Below are 24,615 nucleotides of genomic sequence, written 5' to 3'. Positions count from 1 at the left end.
GCGCACACCAGGCCCTAGCTACCGAAACCGGGGATACACCACGATGGAGTGAACGTTCTCCCGCTCGGTAGCAACTCTGGCACCTTGACCCTATGGTCGTCCGTGTCACTCGCTGACATGTTGTCGTCTAAACAGTCGTCAGATGCATGGTCGCGATACCCGAAATCACCGACCGGAGACAGCCATGCCACTCCCCAAGCCTCTCCGCCTTCCCCACCACCGCATTTCCGTACCCCGGTGAACACCCTCCTCGTCGCCGGACTCTCGGCGCTCCTGCTCGCCGTCCTCTTCGTCGGCTGGCTGGTCTGGCTGGTGAACATCCAGGCCTGCGACCCCCGCCCCGCCAACCCCGAGTTCGCCGCCGGCCGCCCCGCCCGCGGCGAGCGCAAGTAGCGCCCCGCCGCCCGAGCCCCGGGGCGATCAGCTCAGCCCCCCGCCCCCCGCCCGTCCGGTCGGGCGTCGCCGCTTCGGCCGAGCCGAAGCGGCGACGCACCCCGCGAAGAGGTCCGGGCCTGCGCTCTTCGCGCAGGCCCGGACCGGGGTGATCGTTACTGCCCTACGGGAGAACAATGCCCGCGCCCCCAAGTCGCTTGGGGGCGCAGGCCGGTGGATGAGAGTTCGGTGTCAAAAGCAGGAATCTGTGCGAGTGGCCGTTCTGGGCTGGTGCGCCAGAACGGCCACTCATGTTGACCGTCAGGCATCCCAGACGTTCACGGTCGGCTCCGGCCACATCACGGCCGTTGCCGCGAGATCAGCCGGAAGCAGCGCAAGGAACGTGGATCGACCCTCGGTGATGGCCTGCAAGGCGGCTTCCTGAGCCTCCTCTTTGGTGTCGAACAAACCTCCGCCCACGGTCTCGTTGTGGGGCGGCTCGCCGACCTCGCCGACCCACTGAGAGGCGCCCGGCCACACCCTGGCGTGGGTCAGCCGGGAGGATTCGGGCAGTCCGCTGATGCCTCGGGCGGTGGCTTCCTTGATCACGTCTTCGATGGTCATGTTCGGGCTCTCCTCATTTCGGCCAGTGCGGCGTCCAGTCGTACGGAGCGGACCACGGTGGAAAGGTCGACGGCGGTGCGGGCGTAGTGATCGGCTTCTTCCCGAGCACCTTGGCGGTACAGCACCGTCGCCAAGTGGGCAGTGTCGATCGCCTTCGAACGGGCCCGATTCGAGGTCTGGGAGTCCACGGCTCGGCGGAGTCTGGACACCAGGTCGGAGACCGGCCCTCCCTTGACCATCGTGAGCAGGTAGAGGGCATGACCGGTCTCGCCGTGGAGCTTGTGTTCGGTGAAGTACCACATCCAGCGTGGCTCGCTGCGGAGGTCGGTGACTCGGCTGTAGATCGACTCGGCAAGGGAGATCTGTCGTACGACCTCGGCCTCGTCCCCCTGAATGGCGTATGCCTGGGCCTTCACCGCTGCGATCATCGCCAGTGCGGACAGAGGGACGTTCGTCATCGCCATGTCGGCCAGACCGATGGCCTCCTTCGGTTTGCGCTCGGCGATCTCCTGGCGGGCCAGGCCGGTTGCGACATGGCACAGGAGCCCGTCGTCGTCGGCCTCCTGGGCCGCCTTGATGCCGAGTCCGAACGTGCTTCGCGCGGGCGCGCACTGGCCTGCGTCGAACGCTGACCACGCCGCGAGGTCGGCAAGGTTGGCGATCTGGCCGCAGAGCCGGTCCCGGACGCGCGGCCCCATTGATGATCTGGTGAGCTCGACAACGCTTCGGAGTTCGCCGAAGGCCAGATGGCGTGTGGCGAGTCCGCCGCTTCGTCGGTCCCACTCTTCCAGCGCGAAGGTCCGTTCGGCGATGTCGTCAACGTCCTTCATCCCCAAGGAGGATGGGGAAGGCATCACTTCAGGCAGGATCGAGGCCAGGGAGACGGCCAGGAAGTCTCGGCGCTTCGACTCGCTCACCTCCTCGCGGTCCCGCCGGGTCCGCTTCGGGAACAGTCCCAGCTCTGCGTTCGTGGCCACGCCGAAGACGTTGCGTAGAGCATCGCGAACATTGGCGTCCGGCCAGCTGATCACGCCACGTTCTAGTCGGCTGATCGCATTGGCGTCAATCGCAGACTCTCGGTCTGTCGCGGTCGTGATCCTTATGTTCACGCGGTGCGCGACCTCGCCTTGAGTCCACTCTCGCCTGAGACGAAGCCGCCGTAGAGCGTCATTGGTCATCTGAGGCCCGTCTCTGCGGTGCCGATATCGAGGGCCAGACAGCCTAGTGAACTGCCTGACTTCTGCCTACAGGATTGCCCTGTCCCAACCCGAGCCGCAGGCGTTTGATGGATTCCAGTCGCCCAGGGTAATCGGCCGATTACGTCAACTCCGACGGAAGGCCTCGGCGACATGATCCTTTTGACCTGCTCACGGAGTGGAGGCCTCATGTCGAGCGTTACCGCAACGCCCGATGGCCCCAACGAGCTTGTGCTCGTCGAGATCCCGGTGGTCCGGCCGGATGACCTCGATTGCCGTCTGGAGTTGCCTTGCCGTCCCGAAGCGGCGGCACAGGCAAGAAAGCTGGTGGCGGCTGCATTGGCGGCCTGGTCCGCCGAGAAGCTGACGGAGGTGGCCACGCTCCTGGTGAGCGAGCTGGTAGCCAACGCGGTTCGACACGCGGGCTGCACGCGGATCTGCGTGTTGGTGAGTCGGCAGGAGGTGTCGATCTGGGTGGGCGTCCGGGACTCGTCCCGTGAACTCCCATGCCACATGGGCCAGAAGAGCGAAGCGGAGTCCGGCTATGGCCTGGGGCTGGTGGAAGCCCTCTCCTCCCGGTGGGGAGTGGCTTGGGCCCCGGTCGGCAAGTGGGTCTGGTTCGAGCTGGGGGCGAGAAGGCCGAACCGCTCAGCCGGCGTGAACAGCGCCGCCCCAGGTCAGGAAGCCTGACGGATGAAATGGAATTCGGATGGATGCGGTTCGAGGCACCTTCATCACCCTTGATGGTCTGAGCGCGAGCGGGAAGACGACCGTCGCCCCGCTGGTCGCCGCCTGCGTCAACGGCGTTCACCTCGCGGACGACGCCCTGCCGACGTTCTCCCGCATGCGGGCAGAGGTCGACGCGAGCGGCAATCTGGTGGCGCGGTTCCACTGGTGGCTCATGGCGAACCACATCAAGTCGGAGACGGCCCGGGAGATCACCGAGGGCGGTCGGGCGGTCGTGGTGGAGTCCTACTTCCCTCGGACCATCGCCACGCACAGGGCGATGGGGTACGACTGCGCCGCGGAATTTCCGCCCGGGGTTCTCGTTCCGGATGTGCCGATCCTGCTGGAGGTGGACGAGCACGTTCGCCAGGAGCGCCTCCGTCGGCGGGCTGAGGGGGGAACGCTGAGCTACTGGCACCAGCGGGAGGAGCCGAACGTGGCGGAGAGCTCTCGTGTGTACCGGGCGTTCGGCCTGCTCGGCGTGGACGGGACGGGTCGCGCGCCCGAAGAGGTGGCCCGTGGCATCGCCGATATCGTGCGCTCGCGCGTTCCGTGGCTCCCCTAGGAAGGCAACTGTCCATGACCGCAAATGAGTTCGAAGTAAAGGTCCTCGGTGTCGAACCGGAGACGATGCGCGCGCTGCTGGTCCAGTCAGGGGCGGAGCATCTGGGTGACCGGTTCCAGCGCCGCTACGTGTACGACATCCCCGGCCGCCCCGGCACATGGGTGCGCCTGCGCGATACCGGCATCGACGTCACCCTCTGCGTGAAGGAGATCCACTCCGACACGATCGACGGCGTCATGGAGACGGAGACGACCGTCGGCGACTTCGACGTCACGAACACGCTGCTCGGCAAGCTCGGCTATCAGCCCAAGGCGTACCAGGAGAATCGCCGTTCCTCCTGGACGTTGGGTGGCGCGGCCATCGAGATCGACCACTGGCCCCTGATCCCCCCGTACTTGGAGATCGAGGGGGACAGCGCCGATCACGTCCATGCGACCGCGCTCGCACTCGGCCTCTCGCCGGCCGAGCTGACGAGCGAGAACACGACCAAGGTCTACCGCCGGTACGGGATCGACATCGAGGCGATTCCCCGGCTCACGTTCGAGGGAAAGGAAGCACACCTTGTCAGTGATCAAGAGTCCAGCCGTCAGGGTGGTCAAGGACAGGACCATCCGCATCAAGGTGATCGATGATTGCGGATTGGCCTGTACGTTCTGCCACAACGAGGGAACGCCGGTCACTGCCGACAATCGCGGTCGTACCCTGCTGCCGTTCTTGTCGGGGCCGGGTGGGACCGGACGTGTGTCGATCTACAGTGAGACGAACGGAGTCGACTTCCTCGCGGCGAGGATGGCCCCCGACATGTCCTTCCGACGGGCGGTGCGGACCGTGGCAACGGCGTTCGAGGCGGACGAGGTCCATCTCACCGGAGGGGAACCCACTCTCCATACGGGAGTGCCCTCGCTGGTCTCGGCGCTCACCGGCATGGGGCTGAGCGTCGGAATGACCAGTAACGGAGAGCGTGGGCGCCAGGTGATGCCGGAGTGCTCGGCAGCGGGCCTCAATCGGGTCAACGTCTCGGTCTTCGGCACAACTGCCCGAGAACTCCGGGCTGTTCAGTCCGAGCGTTTCAGGTCGGCGGGGCTGGCCGAGGCGAAGATCCGTGCTGCCGAGCAGACCATCCGCGCTGCCGTCTCCAACGGGGTGAAGGTTTCGGTGAACATCGTCGTCCCCGGACCGGCCCACGTGGACCGGGTGGTCAACCTGGTGGAGTCGTACGGCCAGTTCGCGGATGTGCGGATGCTCACCAGCATCCAGGACGGACCGGAGTCGATCGCGGCGATCTCGGAAGTGCTGGCCCGTGTCGGTGCCGAACCGGTGCTCCGGACGTTCACTGCCGGCACCTCCGATGAACGGACCCTCTACCGAGCACTCGGCAGCCGGGCCGTCTACGTCAAGCGGCTGTTGCCGGTGCGGCTTCCGGTCACCTGTGCGGGATGCCGGTTCAACAACGACACGGACTGTCAGGAGGGTTACTACGGCATCAGGTTGTACCTCACCGAGCAGGGTGAGTACATGGTCGGTGTCTGCATCCAGCGCATGGACCTCTGCGTTCGCGTGGACGAGTTGTTGCAGAGCGGCATCGTGGAGGAAGTGCGGGCTTTCAAGGAAGCCGAAGTCCGGCGACTGACCGGCCAGTACGGCGTCGCAGCCTGAGCCCCGGGGCGATCAGCCCCGGGAAAGGCGTTCCGTCAGGCGGGACTTGGCGGACGGCCACTCGTCGGCGAGCATGGAGAAGTAGGCGCTGTCGCGCCAGGTGCCGTCGGGGCGCAGGCGGTGGCGGCGGTGGGTGCCCTCGTACTGGGCGCCGAGGCGCTGGATGGCGGTGCGGGAGCGCTCGTTGCGGGCGTCGGTCTTCCAGAAGACGCGTCCCATGCCGAGGTTCTCGAAGGCGTGGTGAAGCAGTAGCAGCTTGGCCTCGGTATTGGTGGCCGTGCGCCAGGCCGAGCGGGCGTACCAGGTGCCGCCGATCTCCAGGAACTCGTCCTTGGCGCTGAAGTCGTGGTAGCCGGTGGCGCCGACGGCCCGGCCGGTGGCGAGGTCGATCACGGCGAAGTTCACCGATTCGCCGGCCGCCTCCTCCGCGACGCGGGTGTCGACGATGGCGCCGAGCTCCTGCTCCGAGGCGGGCGGCAGGTGCATGGTCCAGCGCCAGACCTCGGGCTCGGAGCCGACGGCGGCCCAGAGGTCGGCGGCGTGGCGGCGCTCCAGCGGCTCCAGGCGGATGTGGCGGCCGGTGAGGGTGACGGGGGAAGGCAGCTTCGCGGTCATGATCCAAAAGTAGACCCGGTCTGCACTAGAGGCAATAGGTGTTTGAACTAGTGCAAACATCGAAGGTCAAAGCGGAGGGCCCCGCGGGACGGATCCCGCGGGGCCCTCGAAGTGCTCGGGCTCAGATGAACGAGTTGATCTGGATCGTCTCGTCGCGGCCCGGGCCGACGCCGATGGCCGAGATCGGCGCGCCGGACATCTCCTCCAGCGCCTTCACGTACGCCTGGGCGTTCTTCGGCAGCTCGGCGAAGGACTTCGCCTTGCTGATGTCCTCGGTCCAGCCCGGCAGCGTCTCGTAGATCGGCTTGGCGTGGTGGAAGTCCGACTGGTTGTAGGGGAGCTCCTCGACCCGCTTGCCGTCGATCTCGTACGCGACGCAGACCGGGATCTGCTCCCAGCCGGTCAGCACGTCGAGCTTGGTCAGGAAGAAGTCGGTCAGGCCGTTGACCCGGGTCGCGTAGCGCGCGATGACGGCGTCGAACCAGCCGCAGCGACGGTCACGGCCGGTGGTGACACCGCGTTCGCCACCGATGCGGCGCAGCGCCTCGCCGTCCTCGTCGAGCAGCTCGGTCGGGAACGGGCCCGAGCCGACGCGGGTGGTGTAGGCCTTGAGGATGCCGATGACCCGGTCGATCTTCGTCGGACCGATGCCGGCGCCGGTGCAGGCGCCGCCCGCGGTCGGGTTCGACGAGGTCACGAAGGGGTACGTGCCGTGGTCGACGTCGAGCAGGGTGCCCTGGCCGCCCTCCAGCAGGACGACCTTGTTCGCCTTCAGCGCCTCGTCCAGGACGAGGGTGGTGTCGGCGAGGAAGGGCTTGATCTTCTCCGCGTAGCCCAGGTACTCCTCGACCACCAGGTCGGCCGGGATGGTGCGGCGGTTGTACAGCTTGACCAGGATCTGGTTCTTGTCGTGCAGCGCCGCCTCGATCTTCTGGCGCAGGATCGACTCGTCGAACAGGTCCTGGACCCGGATGCCGACGCGGTTGATCTTGTCCGCGTAGGTCGGGCCGATGCCGCGGCCGGTGGTGCCGATCCGGCGCTTGCCGAGGAAGCGCTCGGTGACCTTGTCCAGGGTGCGGTGGTACGGCGTGATCAGGTGGGCGTTGCCCGAGATCAGCAGCTTCGAGGTGTCGATGCCGCGGTCGTTCAGACCGGCCAGCTCGGAGAGCAGCACGGCCGGGTCGATCACGACGCCGTTGCCGATCACCGGCGTCACGTTCGGGCTGAGGATTCCGGAAGGGAGCAGGTGCAGGGCGTACTTCTGGTCGCCGATGACCACCGTGTGACCGGCGTTGTTGCCGCCCTGGTAGCGGACCACGTAGTCGACGGAGCCGCCGAGGAGGTCGGTGGCCTTCCCCTTGCCCTCGTCTCCCCACTGAGCGCCAACGAGCACGAGTGCCGGCACAGGCGTACACCCCTTCCGGTTGGGGCATCCTGCGTAGGCCGCAGTCTGCCCCGAGATAGACGAAGCCCCTGGCGCAATGGCGCAAGGGGCTCTTGCACCGAGAGATTACCTGAGGAAGGACCGGTCGTGTCGTCCCTGTCCACGCCTGCTACCGGCGGCCCGGAGCCGCTCCTGCTGCTCCTCGACCCGGTGGCCCGGCAGACCGACGGCGAGTCAGTGCGGATCGCGAAGGACGTGCTCTGCGGGGGCGCGGACGTCAAGGTGGCCTTCCCGGAGAGCCCTTCCGAGCTCGACCGGATGCTTTCGCACCGCGGCCGGAGGCGACCGGTGGTGATCGGTTCCGACCTCGCGCTCCAGCGGGTGCTCCAGGCGCTGCATCGCCAGCGTGAGCTGGGCGCCGAACCGGTCGGGATGGTTCCGGTCGGCCGCTCCGAGGAGCTGGTGGCGGCCCGCGCGCTCGGCGTGCCGGAGGAGCCGGTCCGGGCCGCGCGGGCGGTGCTCTCGGGCGTGTCGCGCCGACTGGACCTGATGGTGGACGACGGCGGCGGGGTGGCGCTGGGCGGGGTGCGGATCACCGGCGGGAGCGGGCGCCGACCGGTGGGCCGTACGGGCGGCTGGCGTTCGCTATGGGCGAAACTGGCTGCGGCCGAGCAGGCGAACGTGCTCACCCCGGACGGCGCCGACCACGGCTCCCGGGTCCGGGTCGAGGCCGACGGCCGGCTGCTCGCGGACGTCCACCGGCCGGTCCGGCTGGTCCAGGTCACCCTCCCGTCCGGCGCCTCGGACGGGACGGGCGAGCTGGAGGTCGTGGTCGCCGCCTCCGGAGCCCTGGTGCGCGCCCGGGCGGCGAGCGTCTCGGTGGTCGGGCGGGGCTTCGGCTACGAGGCGGACGGCCACCCCGTCGGCCCGGTCCGCGCCCGGACCTGGACGGTGCACCCGGCCGCCTGGGGCCTGCTGCTGCCGGCGGCCTGAGCGGCGAAGCCCGTACGGAGCCGGTGCGGGGGCCCCGGGTGAGCAGGCTCACGTTCCGCCCCGCCCCGGCCTCCGCCGCCATCCGCGCGGAACTCCCCAACAGGCGCGAACCACAAGGCCAACCGCCACCCGCGGGAATTCCCCCCACCCGAAATCCCCAGCGTGTAAGGGGTTTTGTCTACGCGCGTTAACCCGCCGTCACCGGACGAACCGGCAGTCCCGGGTTCCGGAAGCCCTGGTCAACTGCCCTAGACTCGAAGGCGTGCCACGTGGTGACGGAAGACTCAACCACGATCTTCTTCCCGGTGAGAAAGGCCCCCAGGACGCTTGCGGCGTCTTCGGTGTCTGGGCTCCCGGCGAGGAGGTCGCCAAGCTCACGTTCTTCGGCCTTTACGCCCTGCAGCACCGCGGTCAGGAATCCGCGGGCATCGCAGTGAGCAACGGCTCCCAGATTCTCGTCTTCAAGGACATGGGACTCGTCTCCCAGGTCTTCGACGAGGCCTCGCTGGGGTCGTTGCACGGGCATATCGCCGTCGGACACGCCCGCTACTCGACCACCGGTTCCTCGGTCTGGGAGAACGCCCAGCCGACCTTCCGGGCGACCGTGCACGGTTCGCTGGCCCTCGGGCACAACGGAAACCTGGTGAACACCGCCGAACTGGCGGCCATGGTCGCCGAACTGCCCGGCGAGGAGCACGTCTCGCGCTCCGGCCGGAACGCCGCGACCAACGACACCGATCTGGTGACGGCCCTGCTGGCCGGCCACCCGGACCTCTCCATCGAGGAGACGGCCAAGGTCGTGCTGCCGAAGGTCAAGGGCGCCTTCTCGCTCGTCTTCATGGACGAGCACACCCTCTACGCCGCCCGCGACCCCCAGGGCATCCGCCCGCTGGTGCTCGGCCGGCTGGAGCGCGGCTGGGTGGTCGCCTCCGAGACGGCGGCGCTGGACATCTGCGGCGCCTCCTTCATCCGCGAGGTCGAACCCGGCGAGCTCATCGCCATCGACGAGAACGGCATGCGCAGCTCCCGGTTCGCCGAGGCCAAGCCCAAGGGCTGCGTGTTCGAGTACGTCTACCTGGCCCGCCCCGACACCGCCATCGCCGGCCGCAACGTGCACCTCTCCCGCGTGGAGATGGGCCGTCGGCTCGCGAAGGAGGCCCCCGTCGAGGCCGACCTGGTGATAGCCACGCCCGAGTCCGGCACCCCCGCCGCGATCGGCTACGCCGAGGCCAGCGGCATCCCGTACGGCTCCGGCCTGGTGAAGAACGCCTACGTGGGCCGCACCTTCATCCAGCCCAGCCAGACGATCCGCCAGCTCGGCATCCGGCTCAAGCTCAACCCGCTGCGCGAGGTCATCGCCGGCAAGCGCCTGGTGGTCGTGGACGACTCGATCGTCCGCGGCAACACCCAGCGCGCGCTGGTGAAGATGCTGCGGGAGGCGGGCGCCGCCGAGGTGCACATCCGGATCTCCTCGCCGCCGGTGAAGTGGCCCTGCTTCTTCGGCATCGACTTCGCCACCCGCGCGGAGCTGATCGCCAACGGCATGACCATCGAGGAGATCGGCCGCACCCTCGGCGCGGACTCGCTCTCGTACATCTCGCTCGACGGCATGATCGAGGCCACCACCCAGCCGAAGGACCGGCTCTGCCGGGCCTGCTTCGACGGCGAGTACCCGATGGAGCTGCCGGACCCGGCGCTGCTCGGCAAGCTCCTGCTGGAGGCCGAGATCAAGGGCGGCCAGCAGCCGCCGGCCGTCCGCGGCAAGCCGACCAGCGGCAGCGACCTGGACGGCGTCCAGTCGCTGCTCGGCGGGGCGGGCGCGGCCGACGCGCTGCGCCGACCGTAAGAACCCACGGTGGGGTCCCGCGAACCGGGGCCCCACCGCTGTTCCACCCCCTGCTGTTCCGAAGAACCACCCCCACCCTGACCCGAGAGGGCCGCACGCAGTGACCAGCTCCCACCCGTCGCCCATCACCACCCCCAACGGTGACGCTGCGCGTCGCCCCTCTGAGGGCGCCACCTACGCCGCCGCCGGTGTCGACATCGAGGCGGGCGACCGCGCCGTCGAGCTCATGAAGCAGTGGGTGAAGAAGGCCGGCCGCCCCGAGGTGGTCGGCGGTCTCGGCGGCTTCGCCGGCCTCTTCGACGCGTCCGCCTTCAAGAACTACGAGCGGCCGCTGCTGGCCTCGGCCACCGACGGCGTGGGGACCAAGGTGGCCATCGCCGCCGCCATGGACAAGCACGACACCATCGGCCACGACCTGGTCGGCATGGTCGTCGACGACCTGGTGGTGTGCGGCGCCGAGCCGCTGTTCATGACCGACTACATCTGCGTCGGCAAGGTCGTCCCGGAGCGGGTCGCCTCCATCGTCAAGGGCATCGCCGAGGGCTGCGCGCTGGCCGGCTGCGCCCTGGTCGGCGGCGAGACCGCCGAGCACCCGGGCCTGCTGGGCCCGGACGAGTACGACGTGGCGGGCGCCGGCACCGGTGTGGTGGAGGCCGACGCGCTGCTCGGCGCGGACCGGGTCCGGGCCGGCGACGTGGTGATCGCGATGGCCGCCTCCGGCCTGCACTCCAACGGCTACTCGCTGGTCCGCCACGTGCTGCTGAACGAGGCCGGCTGGAACCTGGACCGCAAGGTCGAGGAGTTCGGCCGCACCCTCGGTGAGGAGCTGCTGGAGCCGACCCGGATCTACTCGCTGGACTGCCTGGCGCTCACCCGCGCCACCGAGGTGCACGCCTTCTCGCACGTCACCGGCGGCGGCCTGGCGGCCAACCTGGCCCGGGTCATCCCGGACGGCCTGCACGCCCGCCTGGACCGCGGCACCTGGACCCCGCTGCCGGTCTTCCAGACCGTGGCCGAGGTCGGCAAGGTGGCCACCCTGGAGATCGAGAAGACGCTGAACATGGGCGTCGGCATGGTCGCGGTCGTCCCGCCGCACTCGGTGGACGTCGTGCTGTCGATCCTGGAGGACCGCGGCGTGGAGTCCTGGCTGCTCGGCGACATCGTCGAGCGCACCGACGCGCACGAGGGCGGCGCGGCCCTCTACAACGCCTACGAGGGCTTCCGGGCGAACTGACCGTCCGTACCGACGAGAGGGCCCCTCCGGAGCGCCGGAGGGGCCCTCTCGCGTCCGCGGGCGCCCTGGCCGCCGGGGACCGGCGTGAGGGAACGCCGAAGACCGGCCCGGCGCCCAGGGCGCCCGGACCGGTCCGGCGGGACTGCTTGGTTACGAGCGGCGGGAGGCCCGAGAGGCCCCGGCGCCCGGCCCGCTGTCGTCCTCGTCGTCGAGGTCGGCGTAGCGGGCGGCGTACTCCGCGTAGGGGTCGTCGTCCTCCACTTCCTCGATCGGCTCCGGCTCGATCGAAGAGGTGGACGGCGATACGCCCAGCTCGTTGGACAGACGGTTAGCGTCGAACCCGCCGCTGTTGTACTTCAGCTCGCGGGCGACCTTCGTCTGCTTGGCCTTGGCCCGGCCGCGCCCCATGGGTCGACCCCCTCAACGATGGGGCTCACGGCCCCGAGTCTGACACGTGTTCATGATCAGGGTCGGCGCCTGCCCGAATGGGAGAAGCCGTCCCTTGGAGCATTAACGGTACCTGTTTCCGCCGCTGGACGATACGTCGTCGGTGTGACGTGGCGCGCACCGACCGCACCCGAGACCAGGTCTTTCCAGGTCAAGGGCAGTTTTGCGGCGGGTTTCGCGCTGTCCGGAGGTGTCTTGGGTCCGTCGTTCCAGGACCGATTATCCCCCCTGAGGGGGCCTCGGATCACCCGTTCGGCCGGAGAAGTGAGAATCCGGTTCCACATCGTGATGCGCGGGGGGCCGCATCGACGGCCCCCCGCGCATCACGGGTCCGGATCAGGCGCGGCGGGCGGCGGGCAGCAGCACCGTGCGCAGGGCGCTGATCTCGCGCATCCGCTTCTCGGCCAGGCGGTCGGCGGCGACGGCCGGCGGGATGCCGTCGGAGGCGGCCCGGGTGAAGATCTCCAGCGTGGTGTCGAAGATCTTCGTCGCCTTGTTCTTGGCCCGCTCGAAGTTGAAGCCGTCGATCTCGTCGGCGACCTGGATGACGCCGCCGGAGTTCACCAGGTAGTCCGGGGCGTAGAGGATGCCGCGGTCGGCCAGGTCCTTCTCGACGCCCGGGTGGGCCAGCTGGTTGTTGGCCGCGCCGCAGACGATCGAGGTGCCGAACTCGCCCAGCGCGGCGACCACGGAGTCGGTCAGCGCGCCGCCGAGGGCGCAGGGGGCGTAGACGTCCAGCTTGGCCTGGAGCAGGGCGGCGGTGTCGGCCACCACCTCCACCTCGGGGTGGGCCGCGCGCACGCGGTTGACGGCCGCCTCGAAGGGGTCGGTGACGACGACCGTGGCGCCGTCCGCGACCAGGTGGCCGACCAGGTAGTGGCCGACCTTGCCGACGCCCGCGACGCCGACCCGCTTGCCGCGCAGGGTCGGCTGGCCCCAGCGGGCCTGGGCGGTGGCGCGCATGCCCTGGAAGACGCCGAAGGCGGTCAGGATGGAGGAGTCGCCGGCGCCGCCGTGCTCGGGCGAGCGGCCGGTGACGAACTCGGTCTCCCGGGCGATCACGTCCATGTCCTGGACGTAGGTGCCCACGTCGCAGGCGGTGATGTAGCGGCCGCGCAGGGACTCGACGAAGCGGCCGTAGGCCCGGAGCATCGCCTCGTTCTTGTCCTTGTTCGGGTCGCCGATGATGACGGCCTTGCCGCCGCCGAGGTCCAGCCCGGCCAGCGCGTTCTTGTAGGACATCCCGCGGGACAGGTTCAGCGCGTCCTCCAGCGCCGCCTCCTCGGAGGCGTACGGGAAGAAGCGGGTGCCGCCGAGGGCCGGGCCCAGGGCGGTCGAGTGGATGGCGATGATCGCCTTCAGGCCCGAGCTGCGGTCGTGGCAGAGGACGACCTGCTCGTGACCGTCGCCGGGGGCGCCGTCCTGTTCGGTACGGAAGATCCTGCTGAGCACGCCGGATGCGGGGTGCGTGGCGGGGGTCTGTACGTCGGTCACTGTGGTGACTCCAGTATCGAAGGCCCGCTGCTGTGGTGCGGGCGCCTAAGCCGAAGAGTAGTCGCGAGCGGTCCGCTGATCAGCTGTCTTGCCGCAGCTGGGGCCGGACGTCCGAGGAGTGAGACGGGAACGGGTTCGGGGCAGGCCCTCCCGGGGCCGGACGGTGCGTGCGACGATGCAGGGCGTGACCGTCGTACGCACTTCCGTACACCCGCCCTACGCCGCCCACCTGCGGGTCTACGAGCCGCTGGCCGCCCATCCCGAGCCCGAGCGGGCGCGCTGGCAGGCCTGGGCGGCGGAGCACGGGCCGGACGCCGCGGAGCCCGCCCAGCCGGTGGCGGCGGCGGCGCTGGCGGAGCAGCGCGAGGCGCTCGCCGAACTGGCCGCCCGCACGCCCCGGGCGCTGCCGGAGAAGGAGAGCGGGCGGGCCTACCTGAGGGTGGTGGACGGCGTACTGTACGTCTGCCCGTGGGCGACCAGGCTGCGCAGCTGGCAGGCGCTGGAGGAGCTGCGGGCCGGGGCGCCGGTGGCGCTGCTGGACACCGCGCTGCCGCCGGTGGCCCGGGCGGCCGCCGAGGCGGACCGGGAGCGCTGGCGGGCCGAGCACCCGGACGCCCGGCCGTGGATCCTGACCAGCCGGTGGGAGGTGCCGGTGCGCTGGTTCCTGCCGTTCGGGGACGAGGACCGCTGCTTCGTGCCGCAGGACACGCGAGGGGACGGGCCGCAGGGGGAGCGGGGCCGGCCGGCGGCGCTGTTCTACCTGGTGCCGATGGCGCAGGCCCGCCGGCGGGTGGCGCGGGCCTACCGGGCGCTGCGCGAGGCGGTGCCGGAGGGGGAGCTGGTGCGGGGGGCGGAGCGGATCGGGCGCTGGCTGGAGGAGTTCCACCCGCGCTCGCTGGTGGAACTGGACTACGGGGGGCTGGTGCATCTGCTGGGCCCGGAACGGCTGCTGGCGGACCGTTCGGCGGGGGAACTGGAGGAGGGGCTGCGCGCCCTGCGGGCGGGGGACGCGGCCGAGGCGCTGCGCGTGTACCGGGAACTGACGGTGCGGTGGGACCGGGTGCTGGCCCTGCGGCACGCGAACTGACGTCCGACCGCGCGTGTATGACTGTCAGAGGAGCTGTGGACTTAGGGACCGAAACCTTGATGACCAAGGTCCCGGTTCGGGTCAATACCTGTCGAACGTGACACTACTCACCGTTGACGCGAACTAACCCCTATGTGCAAAAATGGGACAACCAGCCCAACTTCACGTGAGCGTGCCCACTTTTGGGTGGTTCTGGAGTTGATGCGTGCTTTGCGGGGAAACGGAGGGTCTGGTCCCTTCGTAACCGGATGTCATCATTGTGTGACTGTCCGTTATGGGGTGGTCCATCGCCATCCGTCGGTCTTGAACCCGTGAGGGGTCAATTTTGGCGGTTTGGTCGATAGGGCTGGACGGATGGTGTAGTTGTAGACACCAGGACAAGCCGTTCGTCCTATAACCGACTCGGCCCGTCTATGCCATTTCGGGCATCGCGGGCCAAGGTGCAGAATTTGAAGGATAGAACCGCCCTGGTTCGGTTCTCCCGAGGAGGCCGCTCATGACCGCTCGTACCCCTGATGCTGAGCCGCTGCTGACGCCGGCAGAGGTTGCCACCATGTTCCGCGTGGACCCGAAGACGGTCACCCGCTGGGCCAAGGCGGGCAAGCTGACGTCGATTCGCACGCTCGGCGGTCACCGTCGTTACCGTGAGGCGGAGGTGCGTGCTCTGCTGGCCGGGATTCCCGCCCAGCGTACTGAGGCCTGATAGGCCAAAGGCTCTTTAAAGGGGCCGCTTACCGGACTCCGCCGGGTCCGGTAAGCGGCCCCTTTGTCGTGCCCGGGTGAGGGTGTTCGACGGGCGCCAAGCCGTCGGAATGTTGAACTCCGGATAACGATTTGATGCGCGTGAGGTGGGGGGGATTTACAGTGAATACCTGTACAATTTTACATATTAAATTAACAGGGTACCGGAGGGGGGTTTGATGGGCCCCTGTCCAAGGAGTGATGCGTGACGACCGTCACGCGCTCTGTCACTTGTGGTCTAGACCTAGTCGGGGTAATGACACCTGACGGTCAAAAGCGAGAGGCCCGGAACCTGACGGTTCCGGGCCTCTCGCCTTGCGGCGATCCCGACGGGACTTGAACCCGCGACCTCCACCTTGACAGGGTGGCGAGCTAACCAACTGCTCCACGGGACCAGATTTCTGATCTCGTTCACTCGCTTGCCGCGCTGCGAACAAGACAGATCGTAGCCCATGGTGGGCCCCCAGGTCGAACTGGCTCCTGAGGGCCCCGCGCAGCTCACGGCCCCGACCGGGCGGGGCCGTGCCCCGCCCGGCTCACAGGGTCGCCCGCGCCGCCTCCATCGCCTTCATGATCCGCTTCTCCGAGACCGGGCTCGGGGTGCCCAGCGACTGGGCGAAGAAGCTGACCCGCAGCTCCTCGACCATCCAGCGGATCGCCCGCACCTCCGCGGACGGCTGGTGCCCGGCCGGCACCGCCGCCAGCAGCTCCCCGTACGCCTGCTGCACCTGCTGCACCTTCAGCAGCTGCTGGGCGTCCCGCTGGGGGTGGTTGGGCAGCGCCTCCAGCCGGCGGTCCACCGCCAGCAGGTAGCGCTTGAGGTCCGGCAGCCGCTGCCAGCCGGTGGCCGTCACGAAGCCCGGGTGCACCAGCGAGGCCAGGTGCAGCCGGATGTCGTTCACCGCGTTCAGCAGCACCGGGCTGCTCACCGTCTTCAGCCGGGTCGAGGCCTTGTGGAAGGCGATCAACGCGGTGGCCGTCTTCAGCGTGGTGTCCGCGGACAGCTCGTAGAGGTCCGCGCGCACCTTGTCGTGCAGCTTGCCGAAGGCCGCCTCGTCCCAGGCCGGGCCGCCGGCCAGGGTCATCAGCCGGTCCGTCGCGGCGGCCACCACGTCCTCGAACAGGGCGCCGATCGAGCCGTGCGGGCTGTGCGAGAGAGCCAGCTTCGCCTGGTTGCCCAGCCGGCCCTGGATCGACTTGGCGGGGGAGTTGGTGGTCAGCATCAGCAGCCGCCTGGTGCCCTCCCACATCGACTGGGCCTGCGCCTCCGGGGTGTCGAACAGCTTCACGCCGACCGACGTGCCCTCGTCCACCAGCGCCGGGTAGGCGCGCATCGAGTGGCCGCGCGAGCGCTGCTCGAAGGTGCGCTGGAGCACCGGCAGCGAGGCCGGCCAGGCGGTCAGCCCGGTCTGCTCGATGCCCTGGCCGGAGGCGGCCGAGGAGAGCGTCTCCTTGAGCTTGGGCTTGAGCTTCAGCCGCAGCTCCTCCAGGTCCTTGGACTCGGCGAGCTTGCGGCGCCCGTCCACCACCCGGAAGGTCACCTTGAGGTGCTCCGGCACCCGTTCGTCGTCCCAGGCCTCCGGGGGCACCGAGACGGCCGTCAGGCGCTTCAGGGCGTGCTCCAGGGCCGGGAGGAGCGGCTCCTGGCGGTCCTTCACGGCGCGCAGCGCCGCCTTGGCGAAGTCCGGCGCCGGGACGAAGTTGCGCCGGATCGCCTTGGGCAGCGACTTGATGTACGCCGTGACCAGCTCCTCCCGCAGACCGGGAATCTGCCAGTCGAAGCCCTCCGCGGTGACCTGGTTGAGCACCGGCAGCGGGATGTGCACCGTCACGCCGTCCGCGTCGCTGCCCGGCTCGAACTGGTACGTCAGCTTGAAGCGGAGCTTGCCCTGCTGCCAGTGGTCCGGGTAGTCGGCCTCGGTGACGCCGCCGGCGGCGTCGTTGATCAGCATCGACTTCTCGAAGTTCAGCAGGTCCGGCTGCTCGTGCCGGGCCTTCTTCCACCAGGAGTCGAAGTGCCGGGTGGAGACGATCTCCTCGGGCAGCCGGGCGTCGTAGAAGTCGAACAGGGTCTGGTCGTCCACCATGATGTCGCGGCGGCGGGCCCGGTTCTCCAGCTCCTCGACCTCGCCGAGCAGCTTGCGGTTCTCCGCGAAGAACTTGTGGTGGGTCTCCCAGTCGCCCTCCACCAGCGCGTTGCGGATGAACAGCTCGCGGCACAGCTCCGGGTCGATCCGCCCGTAGTTGACCTTGCGCTGGGCGACGACCGGCATCCCGTAGAGGGTCACCTTCTCGTACGCCAGCACCGCGCCGGCCTTCTTCTCCCAGTGCGGCTCGCTGTAGCTGCGCTTGATCAGGTGGCCGGCCAGCGGCTCCACCCACTCCGGCTCGATCTTCGCGTTGATCCGCGCCCAGAGCCGGGACGTCTCCACCAGCTCGGCCGACATCACCCAGCGCGGCGGCTTCTTGAACAGGCCGGAGCCCGGGAAGACCGCGAAGCGGGCGCCGCGCGCACCGCCGTACTCGCGCTTCTCCACGTCGTACAGGCCGATGTGGGAGAGCAGGCCGGCCAGCAGCGACTGGTGGATCCGGTCGGCGTCCGGCTCGGCGTCGTCGTGGGGCTCCTCGATCGTGACGCCCAACTGCTTGGCGACGGTGCGCAGCTGGACGTAGATGTCCTGCCACTCCCGTATCCGCAGGTAGTTGAGGAACTCCGCCTTGCACATCCGGCGGAAGGCCGAGGAGGAGAGCTCGCGCTGCTGCTCCCGGACGTAGCGCCACATCGCCAGGTAGGAGAGGAAGTCGGAGGTCTCCGAGGTGAACCGGCGGTGCCGCTCGTCGGCGGCCTGGCGCTTCTCGGTGGGGCGCTCGCGCGGGTCCTGGATGGAGAGCGCGGCGGCGATCACCATGACGTCGCGGACGCAGCCGTTCCGGTCCGCCTCCAGCACCATCCGGGCCATCCGCGGGTCCACCGGGAGCTGGGCGAGCTTGCGGCCGAGCTGGGTCAGGCGCTTGCGCGGGTCCTTCTCCTCCGGGTCGAGCGCGCCCAGCTCGTGCAGCAGGTGGATGCCGTCCTTGATGTTGCGCGAGTCCGGCGGGTCCAGGAACGGGAAGGCGGCGATGTCGCCGAGGCCGGCCGCCGTCATCTGGAGGATCACCGAGGCCAGGTTGGTGCGCAGGATCTCGGCGTCGGTGAACTCGGGGCGGGAGAGGAAGTCCTCCTCCGAGTAGAGCCGGATGCAGATGCCGTCCGAGGTGCGGCCGCAGCGGCCCTTGCGCTGGTTGGCGCTGGCCTGGCTGATCGCCTCGATAGGCAGCCGCTGCACCTTGGTGCGGTGGCTGTAGCGGGAGATCCGGGCGGTGCCCGGATCGATCACGTACTTGATGCCGGGGACGGTCAGCGAGGTCTCGGCCACGTTGGTGGCCAGCACGATCCGACGGCTGCGCGAGCGCTGGAAGACCTTGTGCTGCTCGGCCGAGCTGAGCCGGGCGTACAGCGGCAGGATCTCGGTGTTCTTCAGCTTCAGCTTGTCGAGGGCGTCGGCGGTGTCGCGGATCTCGCGCTCGCCGGAGAGGAAGACCAGGATGTCGCCCGGGCCCTCGGCCTGGAGCTCCTCGGCGGCCTCGCAGATCGCCTGGATCTGGTCCCGGTCGCGGTCGGCCTCGGTCGTGTCCTCGTCGTCCTCGGCGCCGTCCTCGACGAGCGGCCGGTAGCGGACCTCGACCGGGTAGGTGCGGCCGGACACCTCGACGATCGGGGCGTCGCCGAAGTGCCGGGCGAAGCGCTCCGGGTCGATGGTCGCGGAGGTGATCACGACCTTGAGGTCCGGGCGGCGGGGGAGCAGCTGCTTGACGTAGCCGAGGATGAAGTCGATGTTGAGGCTGCGCTCGTGCGCCTCGTCGATGATCAGGGTGTCGTACTGGTGGAGGTCGCGGTCGGTCTGGATCTCGGCCAGCAGGATGCCGTCCGTCATCAGCTTGACCAGGGTGTCCTGGCCGACTTGGTCGGTGAACCGGACCTTCCAGCCGACCGCCTCGCCCAGCGGGCTGTCCAACTCCTCCGCGACCCGCTCGGCCACCGTCCGGGCGGCGATCCGGCGCGGCTGGGTGTGGCCGACGAGGCCGCGCACGCCGCGGCCCAGCTCCAGGCAGATCTTGGGGATCTGGGTGGTCTTGCCGGAGCCGGTCTCACCCGCGACGATCACCACCTGGTGGTCCCGGATCGCCGCCAGGATCTCGTCCTTCTTCTGGCTGACCGGAAGCTCGGCGGGATAGCCGATCCTCGGGACGGCCTGCCGGCGCCGCTCGACGACCAGCTCGGCGCGGTCGATGTCGGCGGCGATCTCGGCCGCGATCTGCTGCCTGGCCTCGGCCTTGCGGACCCGGCGGGCCCCCTCCAGCCGGCGCCCGATCCGCACCTGGTCGCGCAGGGTCAGCTCGGGCAGACGGGCGGCCAGCTCACCGATTCCGGGGCCCTCGGCGGGTGCGGCGGCGGACTGGACTGCGGGAGAACTCACTGCGGGCATCCCTCTAGGTTCGCAAGGAGGCACGGTGGAGCGCACCTCGGTTTTCGAGCCCCTCCAGTGTCACAGCCGCCGACGGCGAATCGCGAACGCCGGGCGACGGTGGGCGGCGACGGGCGTCGGCGGGGTGTCGGCGCAGTGCCGGCGGGGTGTCGCTACGGGTGCAGCGCGGCCTGATCGGCGTCCGGGAGCCAGTCGCGGGCCGGGTCGTACTCCAGCCAGCGGCTACGGGCCGCCTCGGCGGTGAACGCCCCCAACAGGTCGTCGAGCCGGGGGTGCGGGTCGACGGCCGGGTCGCCGCGCCACAAGAGCGACCAGGCGTAGAGCGGGGTCGGGTCCGCGAGCGGGACGGTGCGAACACCCGGACGGTCGGGGAGCGGGCTGTCGGCCGGCACCAGGGAGAAGCAGGTCGGGTCGGTGCGGACCTGCTCGACGAAGTGCTCCAGGCCCAGATTGGTCGAGCCGACCCGCTGGGTGATGCCGAACCGGGTGGCGAAACGGGTCAGGAAGTCCAGCCGGTCCACCGCCGCCGGGTAGCGCAGCACACTGCCCCACAGCTCGTCCGGGCGCAGGGTGTCCCGGCCGGCCAGCGGGTGCTCGGCGCTCAGCAGCGCGTCCACCGGCTCCAGCCTGACCAGGCGGTGGGTCAACCCGGCGTCTTCGCTCGGCAGTTGGTGCACCCGGCCGAAACCGGCGTCCGACTCGCCGCGCAGCACGGCGGCCGCGACGGACGGCAGGTCCCGGCCGGGCACCGGCTCCACCTGGAGCCCCGGCGCCGCGTCCACCGCCTGCGCGAGGGTGCGCATCGGGGCGTACAGGTGCCCCCACACGTCGATCCGCAGCGGCCGTGCGGCGCACTCCACGGCGGCCACCGCCCGCTCCCCCTGCGCCAGCACCCGCCGGGCCGGCTCCAGGAACCGCCGCCCGGCCCCGGTCAGCCCCACCCCGCGGGCGTCCCGCTCCAGCAGCCGCACCCCCAGCGCCCCCTCCAGCCGGGCCACCCGCTTGGACAGCGCCTGCTGGCTGATCCCCAACCGGCCGGCCGCCCGCCCGAAGTGCAACTCCTCGGCCGCGACCGCGAACGCCCGCACCTGCGCCAGATCAAGATCCACCCCGGCACCTTAGGACGTGGCCGTGGGGTGGGGTGGAGGGGGCGGGCCCTCGGGAGTGCGGGCCGTGGTGCCCGCGGGGGTGGCTCACAACCGGGGGTTGTCGGCCGCCTCCTCCGGTTGTTGGACCGGGTGGGGCGGTGCGCGGTGAGCTGAGGGGGTGTCCGACGGAGGGGTGGGGATGAAGGCGCTGGTGGCGACGGGGCGGATGGCGGAGCCGGTGCGGTTCGCGGAGGTGGAGCAGCCGCAGCCGGGCCCCGGGGAGGCGCTGGTGAAGGTCGAGGCGTTCTCGGTGAACCGGGGCGAGACCTTCCGGCCGGAGGCGCCCCGGGCCGGGTGGCGGCCGGGCAAGGACGTGGCCGGGCTGGTGGTGCAGGGCGCCGCCGACGGGTCGGGGCCGGCCGCTGGCCGGGCGGCGGGTGCTGCTGACCGGGGCCTCCGGGGGAGTGGGGCACTACGTCACCGAGCTGGCGGCCGCGGCAAGGCCGTGCTGACGCTCGCCTGACACCCGATCCGAAGGGAACCCCCACCGATGATCGACCCGTCCTTCCTGGACACCCCCGGCCTGCTGCCCGCCTTCATCGAGGAGGACCGCCCGCGCGCCCACGGCGCCGGTCTGGACCTGTACGAGTACGCCCGGGCGACCGCCCCGCTGACCTCGCCGCACGACTGGCCGGACGCCTTCCGGGCCGTCGCCCGCGGGTACGTCGAGACGGCGGAACGGGCCGCCGCCGAGGGCCGTACCGTCACCGCCGGCGAGCGGTACCGGAGCGCCGCCCGCTGGTACCACTTCGCCGGGCTGCTCCCGCACCCCGACCGGGCCGGCGCCGCCGCCCTCGCCGCCGAGGCCGACGAGGCGATGCGGCGGGCGCTGGCACTGCTCGACCCGGGGGCGGAGCGGATCGAGGGCGAGGGCTTCGCGGGCTGGCTGCGCCGCCCGGCGGCCGCATCCGGGGCGGCTCCGGTGGTGGTGGTCGTGCCGGGGATGGACTCCGGCAAGGAGGAGTTCCACGCGGTGGCCGAGGCCCTGCTCGCCCGGGGCCTCGCGGTGCTCGCCGTCGACGGGCCCGGACAGGGCGTGCTGGCCGCCACCAGCGCGCCCGAGCCGGAGTACCACCGGGTGGTCGGCCGCGCCCTCGACGCGCTGGCCGGCCGGGCCGGGCTGGACCTCGCCCGGACCGCCGTGATCGGCCTCAGCCTCGGCGGCTACTACGCGGCCGAGTCCGCCGCCCGCGAGCCGAGGCTGTGCGCCGCCGTCTCGGTCAGCGGCCCGTACCGGCTGGACTGGGACGGCCTGGTCCCGTTCGTCACCGAGACCCTGGCCCAGCGCTGCGGCGGGTACGAGGCGGCCCGCGCCTTCGCCGACCGGGTCGACCTGGCCGACCTCGCACCGGGGATCACCGTCCCGCTGCTGGTGGTGGAGGGCGGCGAGGACCGGATCCCGGGCGTCACCCCCGCCACCGCCCTGGCCGAGCACGCCCCGGACGCCGAACTGCTGCTCGTCCCGCACGGCAACCACCTGCTCGGCACCGCCCTGCCGGACTGGCTCCCCGCCACCGCCGACTGGCTCGCGGAGAAGCTGACCGGTTCACCGCGCGGCTGACCGGCGCACCGCCCGTCGGAGTCAGTACGGCAGCAGGCCGGCGGTGCTCAAATCGAAGAAGCCCCCGTAGCGAATTCGCTACGGGGGCTTCCCGGTTGTGGCCAGGGCCGGGGTCGAACCGGCGACCTTCCGCTTTTCAGGCGGACGCTCGTACCAACTGAGCTACCTGGCCGTACTGCATCGTCTCTTGCGAGACGAGCGATCCCGACGGGACTTGAACCCGCGACCTCCACCTTGACAGGGTGGCGAGCTAACCAACTGCTCCACGGGACCTTGTAGTGGTTGCCCACTTAGGTCTTGCGGTACTGCACTTTACTACGTGTACTGCGTGCCCCCAACGGGATTCGAACCCGTGCTACCGCCTTGAAAGGGCGGCGTCCTGGGCCACTAGACGATGAGGGCTTGCGGCCTGTCCTTGTGCCGTATCCGGCGTTCGGGGACGTCGAGAAGCATATGGGATGTCGGGCGGATCGCCAAAACGGGTTTCGGCCGGGTGGGGGGGTGGGGCCGGTGGCGGGGTCAGGACCAGCCGAGCTCGTCCAGCTCGTGGTCGTCGAAACCGAAGTGGTGGGCGACCTCGTGGATGACGGTGGTGCGGACCTCCTCGACCACCTGTTCGCGGGTCTCGCAGTGGCGCAGGGTGGGGCCGCGGTAGATCAGGATGCGGTCGGGCAGGACGCCGGCGTACCACTCGCCGCGCTCGGTGAGCGGGGTGCCCTCGTAGAGGCCGAGGAGTTCCGGGTCGCTCGGGTCGGGTTCGTCCTCGACGAAGATCGCGACGTTGTCCATCATGGCCGCGAGCTGCGGGGGGATCTGGTCGAGGGCGTCGCTGACCAGCGTCTCGAACTCTTCCCGGGTCATCTCCACCGGATCATTGTCCGGTGTCGGATGACGGTGTGCCAGGTGGCGCGGGCCGGTGTTTGATGGGGCTGTGACGACCTCGGAGGGCGCGTTGGACGATGCCGCGGACCAGGCCGTGGCGCGGTCCCGCGGCGAGCGCCGCCGGGACGCCCGTCCGCCGGTGCTGCGCGGGCAGGGGCCGGCGGTGGCGGTGGTCGCGGCGGGCGGGGCGATCGGGGCGGTCGCGCGGTACGCCGCCGGGCTCGGCTGGCGGACCGGGACGACGGCCTTCCCGTGGACGACGCTGCTGGTCAACGTGGTCGGCTGCGCGGTGATCGGGGTGTTCCTGGTGGTGCTCACCGAGGGGCGCCGGGCGCATCCGCTGGTGCGGCCGTTCTTCGGCACCGGCGTGCTGGGCGGGTTCACCACCTTCTCGACGTACGCGGTGGACATCCGGCGGCTGCTGGAGGCCGGCCGGCCCGGGCCCGCCGTGGGGTACCTCGGGCTGACGCTGCTGGGCGCGCTGTTCGCGGTGTGGGCGGCGGCCGGGCTGACCCGGCGTCTGATCCACCGGGCCGTGCGCCGCGGGGCCGAGCGCGGCGCCGTCCGGCGGGCCGCGCGATGAGCCGGCTGAGCGGGCCGGCGCTGCGGCTGACCGTGCTGGTCGGGGAGAGCGACCGGTGGCACCACCGCCCGCTGTACAGCGAGATCGTGCACCGGGCGCGGGCGGCCGGGCTGGCCGGGGCGAGCGTGTTCCGGGGGATCGAGGGGTTCGGGGCCTCGTCGCTGGTGCACACCACCCGGCTGCTGTCGCTGAGCGAGGACCTGCCGGTGGCGGTGGTGATCGTGGACGAGGAGGAGCGGGTGCGGGCGTTCCTGCCGCGGCTGGACGGCATGGTGGCGGAGGGGCTGGTGCTGCTGGACCGCTGCGAGGTGGTGGCCTGCACGGGTCGCCCCCCGGAGCGGGGCGAGCGGGAAGGGCCGGCGGAGTGAACTGGCTGCTGGTGGTGGCGGGCGCGGTGGTCGGCGCGCCGCTGCGGTACCTGACCGACCGGGCGGTGCAGTCCCGGCACGACTCGGTGTTCCCGTGGGGGACATTCACGGTGAACGTGGTCGGCTGCCTGATCCTCGGGCTGGTGACCGGCGCGGTGGCGGCCGGCGCGGCCTCCTCGAAGCTCCAACTGCTGCTGGGCACGGGGCTGTGCGGCGCGCTGACCACCTACTCGACCTTCTCGTACGAGACCCTGCGGCTGGCCGAGACCGGCGCCGGGCGGTACGCGCTGGCCAATGTGGCCGGCAGCGTGGCCGCCGGGCTGACCGCCGTGTACGCCGGGGCGGAGCTGGCCGCCGCGCTCTGGGGCTGAGCGGGCGCCCCCGACGGACGCCCTGCGGATGCCCTGACGGATGCCCCTGCGGATGCCCCGAAGGCGGCCTCGGAGGCGACTGCGGCGGCCGCCGGAGCGCCGTCCCGCGCCGAGAGCTTGCCCGCTGCCCGTGTCCGCCGGGCCGGGCGCGCGTTGGGCACCGAAAGCGGCCGCGCGCGAATGGGCGGCCCGGGTG

At 70.6% G+C, this 24,615-nt stretch carries 23 protein-coding genes, 4 tRNA genes and 1 pseudogene; 15 read left to right on the top strand and 13 right to left on the bottom strand.

Going from position 1 to position 24,615, the window contains the following annotated elements:
* The first annotated feature begins 237 nt into the window (after positions 1–237).
* Positions 238–393: a hypothetical protein gene (locus QWJ13_RS08245; protein ID WP_316521927.1), complete on the top strand. Its 156-nt coding sequence runs from the start codon at positions 238–240 to the stop codon at positions 391–393.
* 300 nt (positions 394–693) lie between these two features.
* On the opposite strand, the gene QWJ13_RS08240 is transcribed toward QWJ13_RS08245, so the two are convergent.
* The gene (locus QWJ13_RS08240) at positions 694–996 is read right to left on the bottom strand and encodes a hypothetical protein (protein ID WP_316521926.1); all 303 of its coding nucleotides are present in this window, start codon (positions 994–996) and stop codon (positions 694–696) included.
* The gene (locus tag QWJ13_RS08235) at positions 993–2,174 is read right to left on the bottom strand and encodes an NsdA family TPR-like regulatory protein (protein ID WP_489753394.1); all 1,182 of its coding nucleotides are present in this window, start codon (positions 2,172–2,174) and stop codon (positions 993–995) included. The genes QWJ13_RS08240 and QWJ13_RS08235 overlap by 4 nt, the downstream gene beginning before the upstream one ends.
* Positions 2,175–2,381: 207 nt before the next feature.
* Here QWJ13_RS08235 and QWJ13_RS08230 point away from each other — a divergent pair, with 207 nt between their 5' ends.
* Genes QWJ13_RS08230 through QWJ13_RS08215 form a run of 4 tightly spaced genes read left to right on the top strand, consistent with a single transcriptional unit; the run spans position 2,382 to position 5,139 of the window.
* Positions 2,382–2,882 carry an ATP-binding protein gene (locus QWJ13_RS08230; RefSeq protein WP_316521922.1) on the top strand — a complete coding sequence of 167 codons (501 nt, stop codon included), beginning with the start codon at positions 2,382–2,384 and terminating at the stop codon, positions 2,880–2,882.
* 19 nt (positions 2,883–2,901) lie between these two features.
* Positions 2,902–3,483, top strand: a complete 582-nt coding sequence (locus tag QWJ13_RS08225) for an AAA family ATPase (protein ID WP_316521920.1) — start codon at positions 2,902–2,904, stop codon at positions 3,481–3,483.
* 14 nt (positions 3,484–3,497) lie between these two features.
* Positions 3,498–4,115 carry a class IV adenylate cyclase gene (locus QWJ13_RS08220; protein ID WP_316521917.1) on the top strand — a complete coding sequence of 206 codons (618 nt, stop codon included), beginning with the start codon at positions 3,498–3,500 and terminating at the stop codon, positions 4,113–4,115.
* Positions 4,051–5,139 carry a radical SAM protein gene (locus QWJ13_RS08215; protein WP_316523928.1) on the top strand — a complete coding sequence of 363 codons (1,089 nt, stop codon included), beginning with the start codon at positions 4,051–4,053 and terminating at the stop codon, positions 5,137–5,139. Before QWJ13_RS08220 ends, QWJ13_RS08215 begins: the two co-directional genes overlap by 65 nt.
* 12 nt (positions 5,140–5,151) lie before the next feature.
* On the opposite strand, the gene QWJ13_RS08210 is transcribed toward QWJ13_RS08215, so the two are convergent.
* Together QWJ13_RS08210 and QWJ13_RS08205 are read right to left on the bottom strand one after the other, a co-directional pair.
* Entirely contained in the window at positions 5,152–5,754 is a 603-nt protein-coding gene (locus tag QWJ13_RS08210; protein WP_316521913.1) for a GNAT family N-acetyltransferase, read from the bottom strand.
* Positions 5,755–5,875: 121 nt separating this feature from the next.
* On the bottom strand, positions 5,876–7,159 hold the full coding sequence (locus QWJ13_RS08205; RefSeq protein ID WP_316521911.1) for an adenylosuccinate synthase: 1,284 nt from the start codon (positions 7,157–7,159) through the stop codon (positions 5,876–5,878).
* Between the two features lie 126 nt (positions 7,160–7,285).
* Between QWJ13_RS08205 and QWJ13_RS08200 the strand changes: the two genes are divergently transcribed.
* From QWJ13_RS08200 to purM, 3 genes are all read left to right on the top strand, one after another.
* Positions 7,286–8,131 carry a diacylglycerol kinase family protein gene (locus QWJ13_RS08200; protein WP_316521909.1) on the top strand — a complete coding sequence of 282 codons (846 nt, stop codon included), beginning with the start codon at positions 7,286–7,288 and terminating at the stop codon, positions 8,129–8,131.
* 262 nt (positions 8,132–8,393) lie between these two features.
* Positions 8,394–9,977, top strand: a complete 1,584-nt coding sequence (gene purF, locus QWJ13_RS08195; protein WP_316521907.1) for an amidophosphoribosyltransferase — start codon at positions 8,394–8,396, stop codon at positions 9,975–9,977.
* A 124-nt stretch (positions 9,978–10,101) separates the two neighbouring features.
* Positions 10,102–11,211, top strand: coding sequence for a phosphoribosylformylglycinamidine cyclo-ligase (gene purM, locus QWJ13_RS08190; RefSeq protein WP_316523926.1), 1,110 nt, complete (start codon positions 10,102–10,104; stop codon positions 11,209–11,211).
* Positions 11,212–11,361: 150 nt separating this feature from the next.
* Here purM and QWJ13_RS08185 read toward each other — a convergent pair whose 3' ends face one another.
* Together QWJ13_RS08185 and QWJ13_RS08180 are read right to left on the bottom strand one after the other, a co-directional pair.
* Complete coding sequence (locus QWJ13_RS08185; RefSeq protein WP_316521906.1) at positions 11,362–11,619, bottom strand: DUF3073 domain-containing protein; 258 nt, start codon at positions 11,617–11,619, stop codon at positions 11,362–11,364.
* Positions 11,620–11,994: 375 nt separating this feature from the next.
* On the bottom strand, positions 11,995–13,152 hold the full coding sequence (locus QWJ13_RS08180; protein WP_316521905.1) for a Glu/Leu/Phe/Val dehydrogenase dimerization domain-containing protein: 1,158 nt from the start codon (positions 13,150–13,152) through the stop codon (positions 11,995–11,997).
* Positions 13,153–13,336: 184 nt separating this feature from the next.
* Here QWJ13_RS08180 and QWJ13_RS08175 point away from each other — a divergent pair, with 184 nt between their 5' ends.
* Both QWJ13_RS08175 and bldC read left to right on the top strand, forming a co-directional pair.
* Positions 13,337–14,239, top strand: coding sequence for a DUF8083 family protein (locus tag QWJ13_RS08175; RefSeq protein WP_316521903.1), 903 nt, complete (start codon positions 13,337–13,339; stop codon positions 14,237–14,239).
* A 496-nt stretch (positions 14,240–14,735) separates the two neighbouring features.
* Complete coding sequence (bldC, locus tag QWJ13_RS08170; RefSeq protein WP_014137253.1) at positions 14,736–14,942, top strand: developmental transcriptional regulator BldC; 207 nt, start codon at positions 14,736–14,738, stop codon at positions 14,940–14,942.
* A 359-nt stretch (positions 14,943–15,301) separates the two neighbouring features.
* Here bldC and QWJ13_RS08165 read toward each other — a convergent pair.
* The 3 genes from QWJ13_RS08165 to QWJ13_RS08155 all read right to left on the bottom strand — a co-directional run bounded on the left by QWJ13_RS08165 (position 15,302) and on the right by QWJ13_RS08155 (position 20,615).
* Positions 15,302–15,375, bottom strand: a tRNA-Asp gene (locus QWJ13_RS08165).
* A 141-nt stretch (positions 15,376–15,516) separates the two neighbouring features.
* Positions 15,517–19,506, bottom strand: a complete 3,990-nt coding sequence (gene hrpA / locus QWJ13_RS08160; protein WP_316521886.1) for an ATP-dependent RNA helicase HrpA — start codon at positions 19,504–19,506, stop codon at positions 15,517–15,519.
* A gap of 152 nt (positions 19,507–19,658) precedes the next feature.
* The gene (locus tag QWJ13_RS08155) at positions 19,659–20,615 is read right to left on the bottom strand and encodes a LysR family transcriptional regulator (protein ID WP_316521884.1); all 957 of its coding nucleotides are present in this window, start codon (positions 20,613–20,615) and stop codon (positions 19,659–19,661) included.
* 178 nt (positions 20,616–20,793) lie between these two features.
* Here QWJ13_RS08155 and QWJ13_RS08150 point away from each other — a divergent pair.
* Positions 20,794–21,094 (top strand): annotated as a pseudogene (locus tag QWJ13_RS08150) (zinc-binding dehydrogenase); the annotation flags it as partial.
* Positions 21,095–21,144: 50 nt separating this feature from the next.
* Positions 21,145–22,215 carry an alpha/beta hydrolase family protein gene (locus QWJ13_RS08145; RefSeq protein WP_316521882.1) on the top strand — a complete coding sequence of 357 codons (1,071 nt, stop codon included), beginning with the start codon at positions 21,145–21,147 and terminating at the stop codon, positions 22,213–22,215.
* Positions 22,216–22,313: 98 nt separating this feature from the next.
* Here the strand turns inward: QWJ13_RS08145 and QWJ13_RS08140 are convergent.
* The 4 genes from QWJ13_RS08140 to QWJ13_RS08125 all read right to left on the bottom strand — a co-directional run bounded on the left by QWJ13_RS08140 (position 22,314) and on the right by QWJ13_RS08125 (position 23,076).
* Positions 22,314–22,387, bottom strand: a tRNA-Phe gene (locus QWJ13_RS08140).
* 27 nt (positions 22,388–22,414) lie between these two features.
* Positions 22,415–22,488: transfer RNA gene (locus QWJ13_RS08135), tRNA-Asp, on the bottom strand.
* Positions 22,489–22,544: 56 nt separating this feature from the next.
* Positions 22,545–22,617 (bottom strand) — tRNA-Glu (locus QWJ13_RS08130).
* Between the two features lie 117 nt (positions 22,618–22,734).
* Positions 22,735–23,076, bottom strand: a complete 342-nt coding sequence (locus QWJ13_RS08125) for a metallopeptidase family protein (protein ID WP_316523923.1) — start codon at positions 23,074–23,076, stop codon at positions 22,735–22,737.
* Positions 23,077–23,146: 70 nt separating this feature from the next.
* Here QWJ13_RS08125 and crcB (QWJ13_RS08120) point away from each other — a divergent pair, with 70 nt between their 5' ends.
* From crcB (QWJ13_RS08120) to crcB (QWJ13_RS08110), 3 genes are read left to right on the top strand one after another with little or no spacing between them, the layout of a single operon-like run.
* Positions 23,147–23,680: a fluoride efflux transporter CrcB gene (gene crcB / locus QWJ13_RS08120; protein WP_432277460.1), complete on the top strand. Its 534-nt coding sequence runs from the start codon at positions 23,147–23,149 to the stop codon at positions 23,678–23,680.
* Entirely contained in the window at positions 23,677–24,048 is a 372-nt protein-coding gene (locus QWJ13_RS08115) for a DUF190 domain-containing protein (RefSeq protein ID WP_316521880.1), read from the top strand. The genes crcB (QWJ13_RS08120) and QWJ13_RS08115 overlap by 4 nt, the downstream gene beginning before the upstream one ends.
* Entirely contained in the window at positions 24,045–24,419 is a 375-nt protein-coding gene (gene crcB / locus QWJ13_RS08110) for a fluoride efflux transporter CrcB (RefSeq protein WP_316521874.1), read from the top strand. The genes QWJ13_RS08115 and crcB (QWJ13_RS08110) overlap by 4 nt, the downstream gene beginning before the upstream one ends.
* Positions 24,420–24,615 lie beyond the last annotated feature (196 nt).

Origin of the sequence: Kitasatospora brasiliensis (assembly GCF_032654805.1) — a bacterium.
In the GTDB taxonomy this organism is placed as follows: domain Bacteria; phylum Actinomycetota; class Actinomycetes; order Streptomycetales; family Streptomycetaceae; genus Kitasatospora; species Kitasatospora brasiliensis.
Note: the sequence above shows the minus strand (reverse complement) of the source record. Positions and strands in the feature narration are given on the sequence as shown.

Bases quoted from the DNA above. Each gene is read 5' to 3' on its own strand.
- QWJ13_RS08115 (WP_316521880.1), top strand. From the start codon at position 23,677: ATGAGCCGGCTGAGCGGGCCGGCGCTGCGGCTGACCGTGCTGGTCGGG.
- QWJ13_RS08225 (WP_316521920.1), top strand. From the start codon at position 2,902: ATGGATGCGGTTCGAGGCACCTTCATCACCCTTGATGGTCTGAGCGCG.
- QWJ13_RS08145 (WP_316521882.1), top strand. From the start codon at position 21,145: ATGATCGACCCGTCCTTCCTGGACACCCCCGGCCTGCTGCCCGCCTTC.
- QWJ13_RS08185 (WP_316521906.1), bottom strand. From the start codon at position 11,619: ATGGGGCGCGGCCGGGCCAAGGCCAAGCAGACGAAGGTCGCCCGCGAG.
- QWJ13_RS08230 (WP_316521922.1), top strand. From the start codon at position 2,382: ATGTCGAGCGTTACCGCAACGCCCGATGGCCCCAACGAGCTTGTGCTC.
- QWJ13_RS08220 (WP_316521917.1), top strand. From the start codon at position 3,498: ATGACCGCAAATGAGTTCGAAGTAAAGGTCCTCGGTGTCGAACCGGAG.
- QWJ13_RS08240 (WP_316521926.1), bottom strand. From the start codon at position 996: ATGACCATCGAAGACGTGATCAAGGAAGCCACCGCCCGAGGCATCAGC.
- QWJ13_RS08235 (WP_489753394.1), bottom strand. From the start codon at position 2,174: ATGACCAATGACGCTCTACGGCGGCTTCGTCTCAGGCGAGAGTGGACT.
- QWJ13_RS08125 (WP_316523923.1), bottom strand. From the start codon at position 23,076: ATGACCCGGGAAGAGTTCGAGACGCTGGTCAGCGACGCCCTCGACCAG.
- bldC (WP_014137253.1), top strand. From the start codon at position 14,736: ATGACCGCTCGTACCCCTGATGCTGAGCCGCTGCTGACGCCGGCAGAG.
- hrpA (WP_316521886.1), bottom strand. From the start codon at position 19,506: ATGCCCGCAGTGAGTTCTCCCGCAGTCCAGTCCGCCGCCGCACCCGCC.
- QWJ13_RS08210 (WP_316521913.1), bottom strand. From the start codon at position 5,754: ATGACCGCGAAGCTGCCTTCCCCCGTCACCCTCACCGGCCGCCACATC.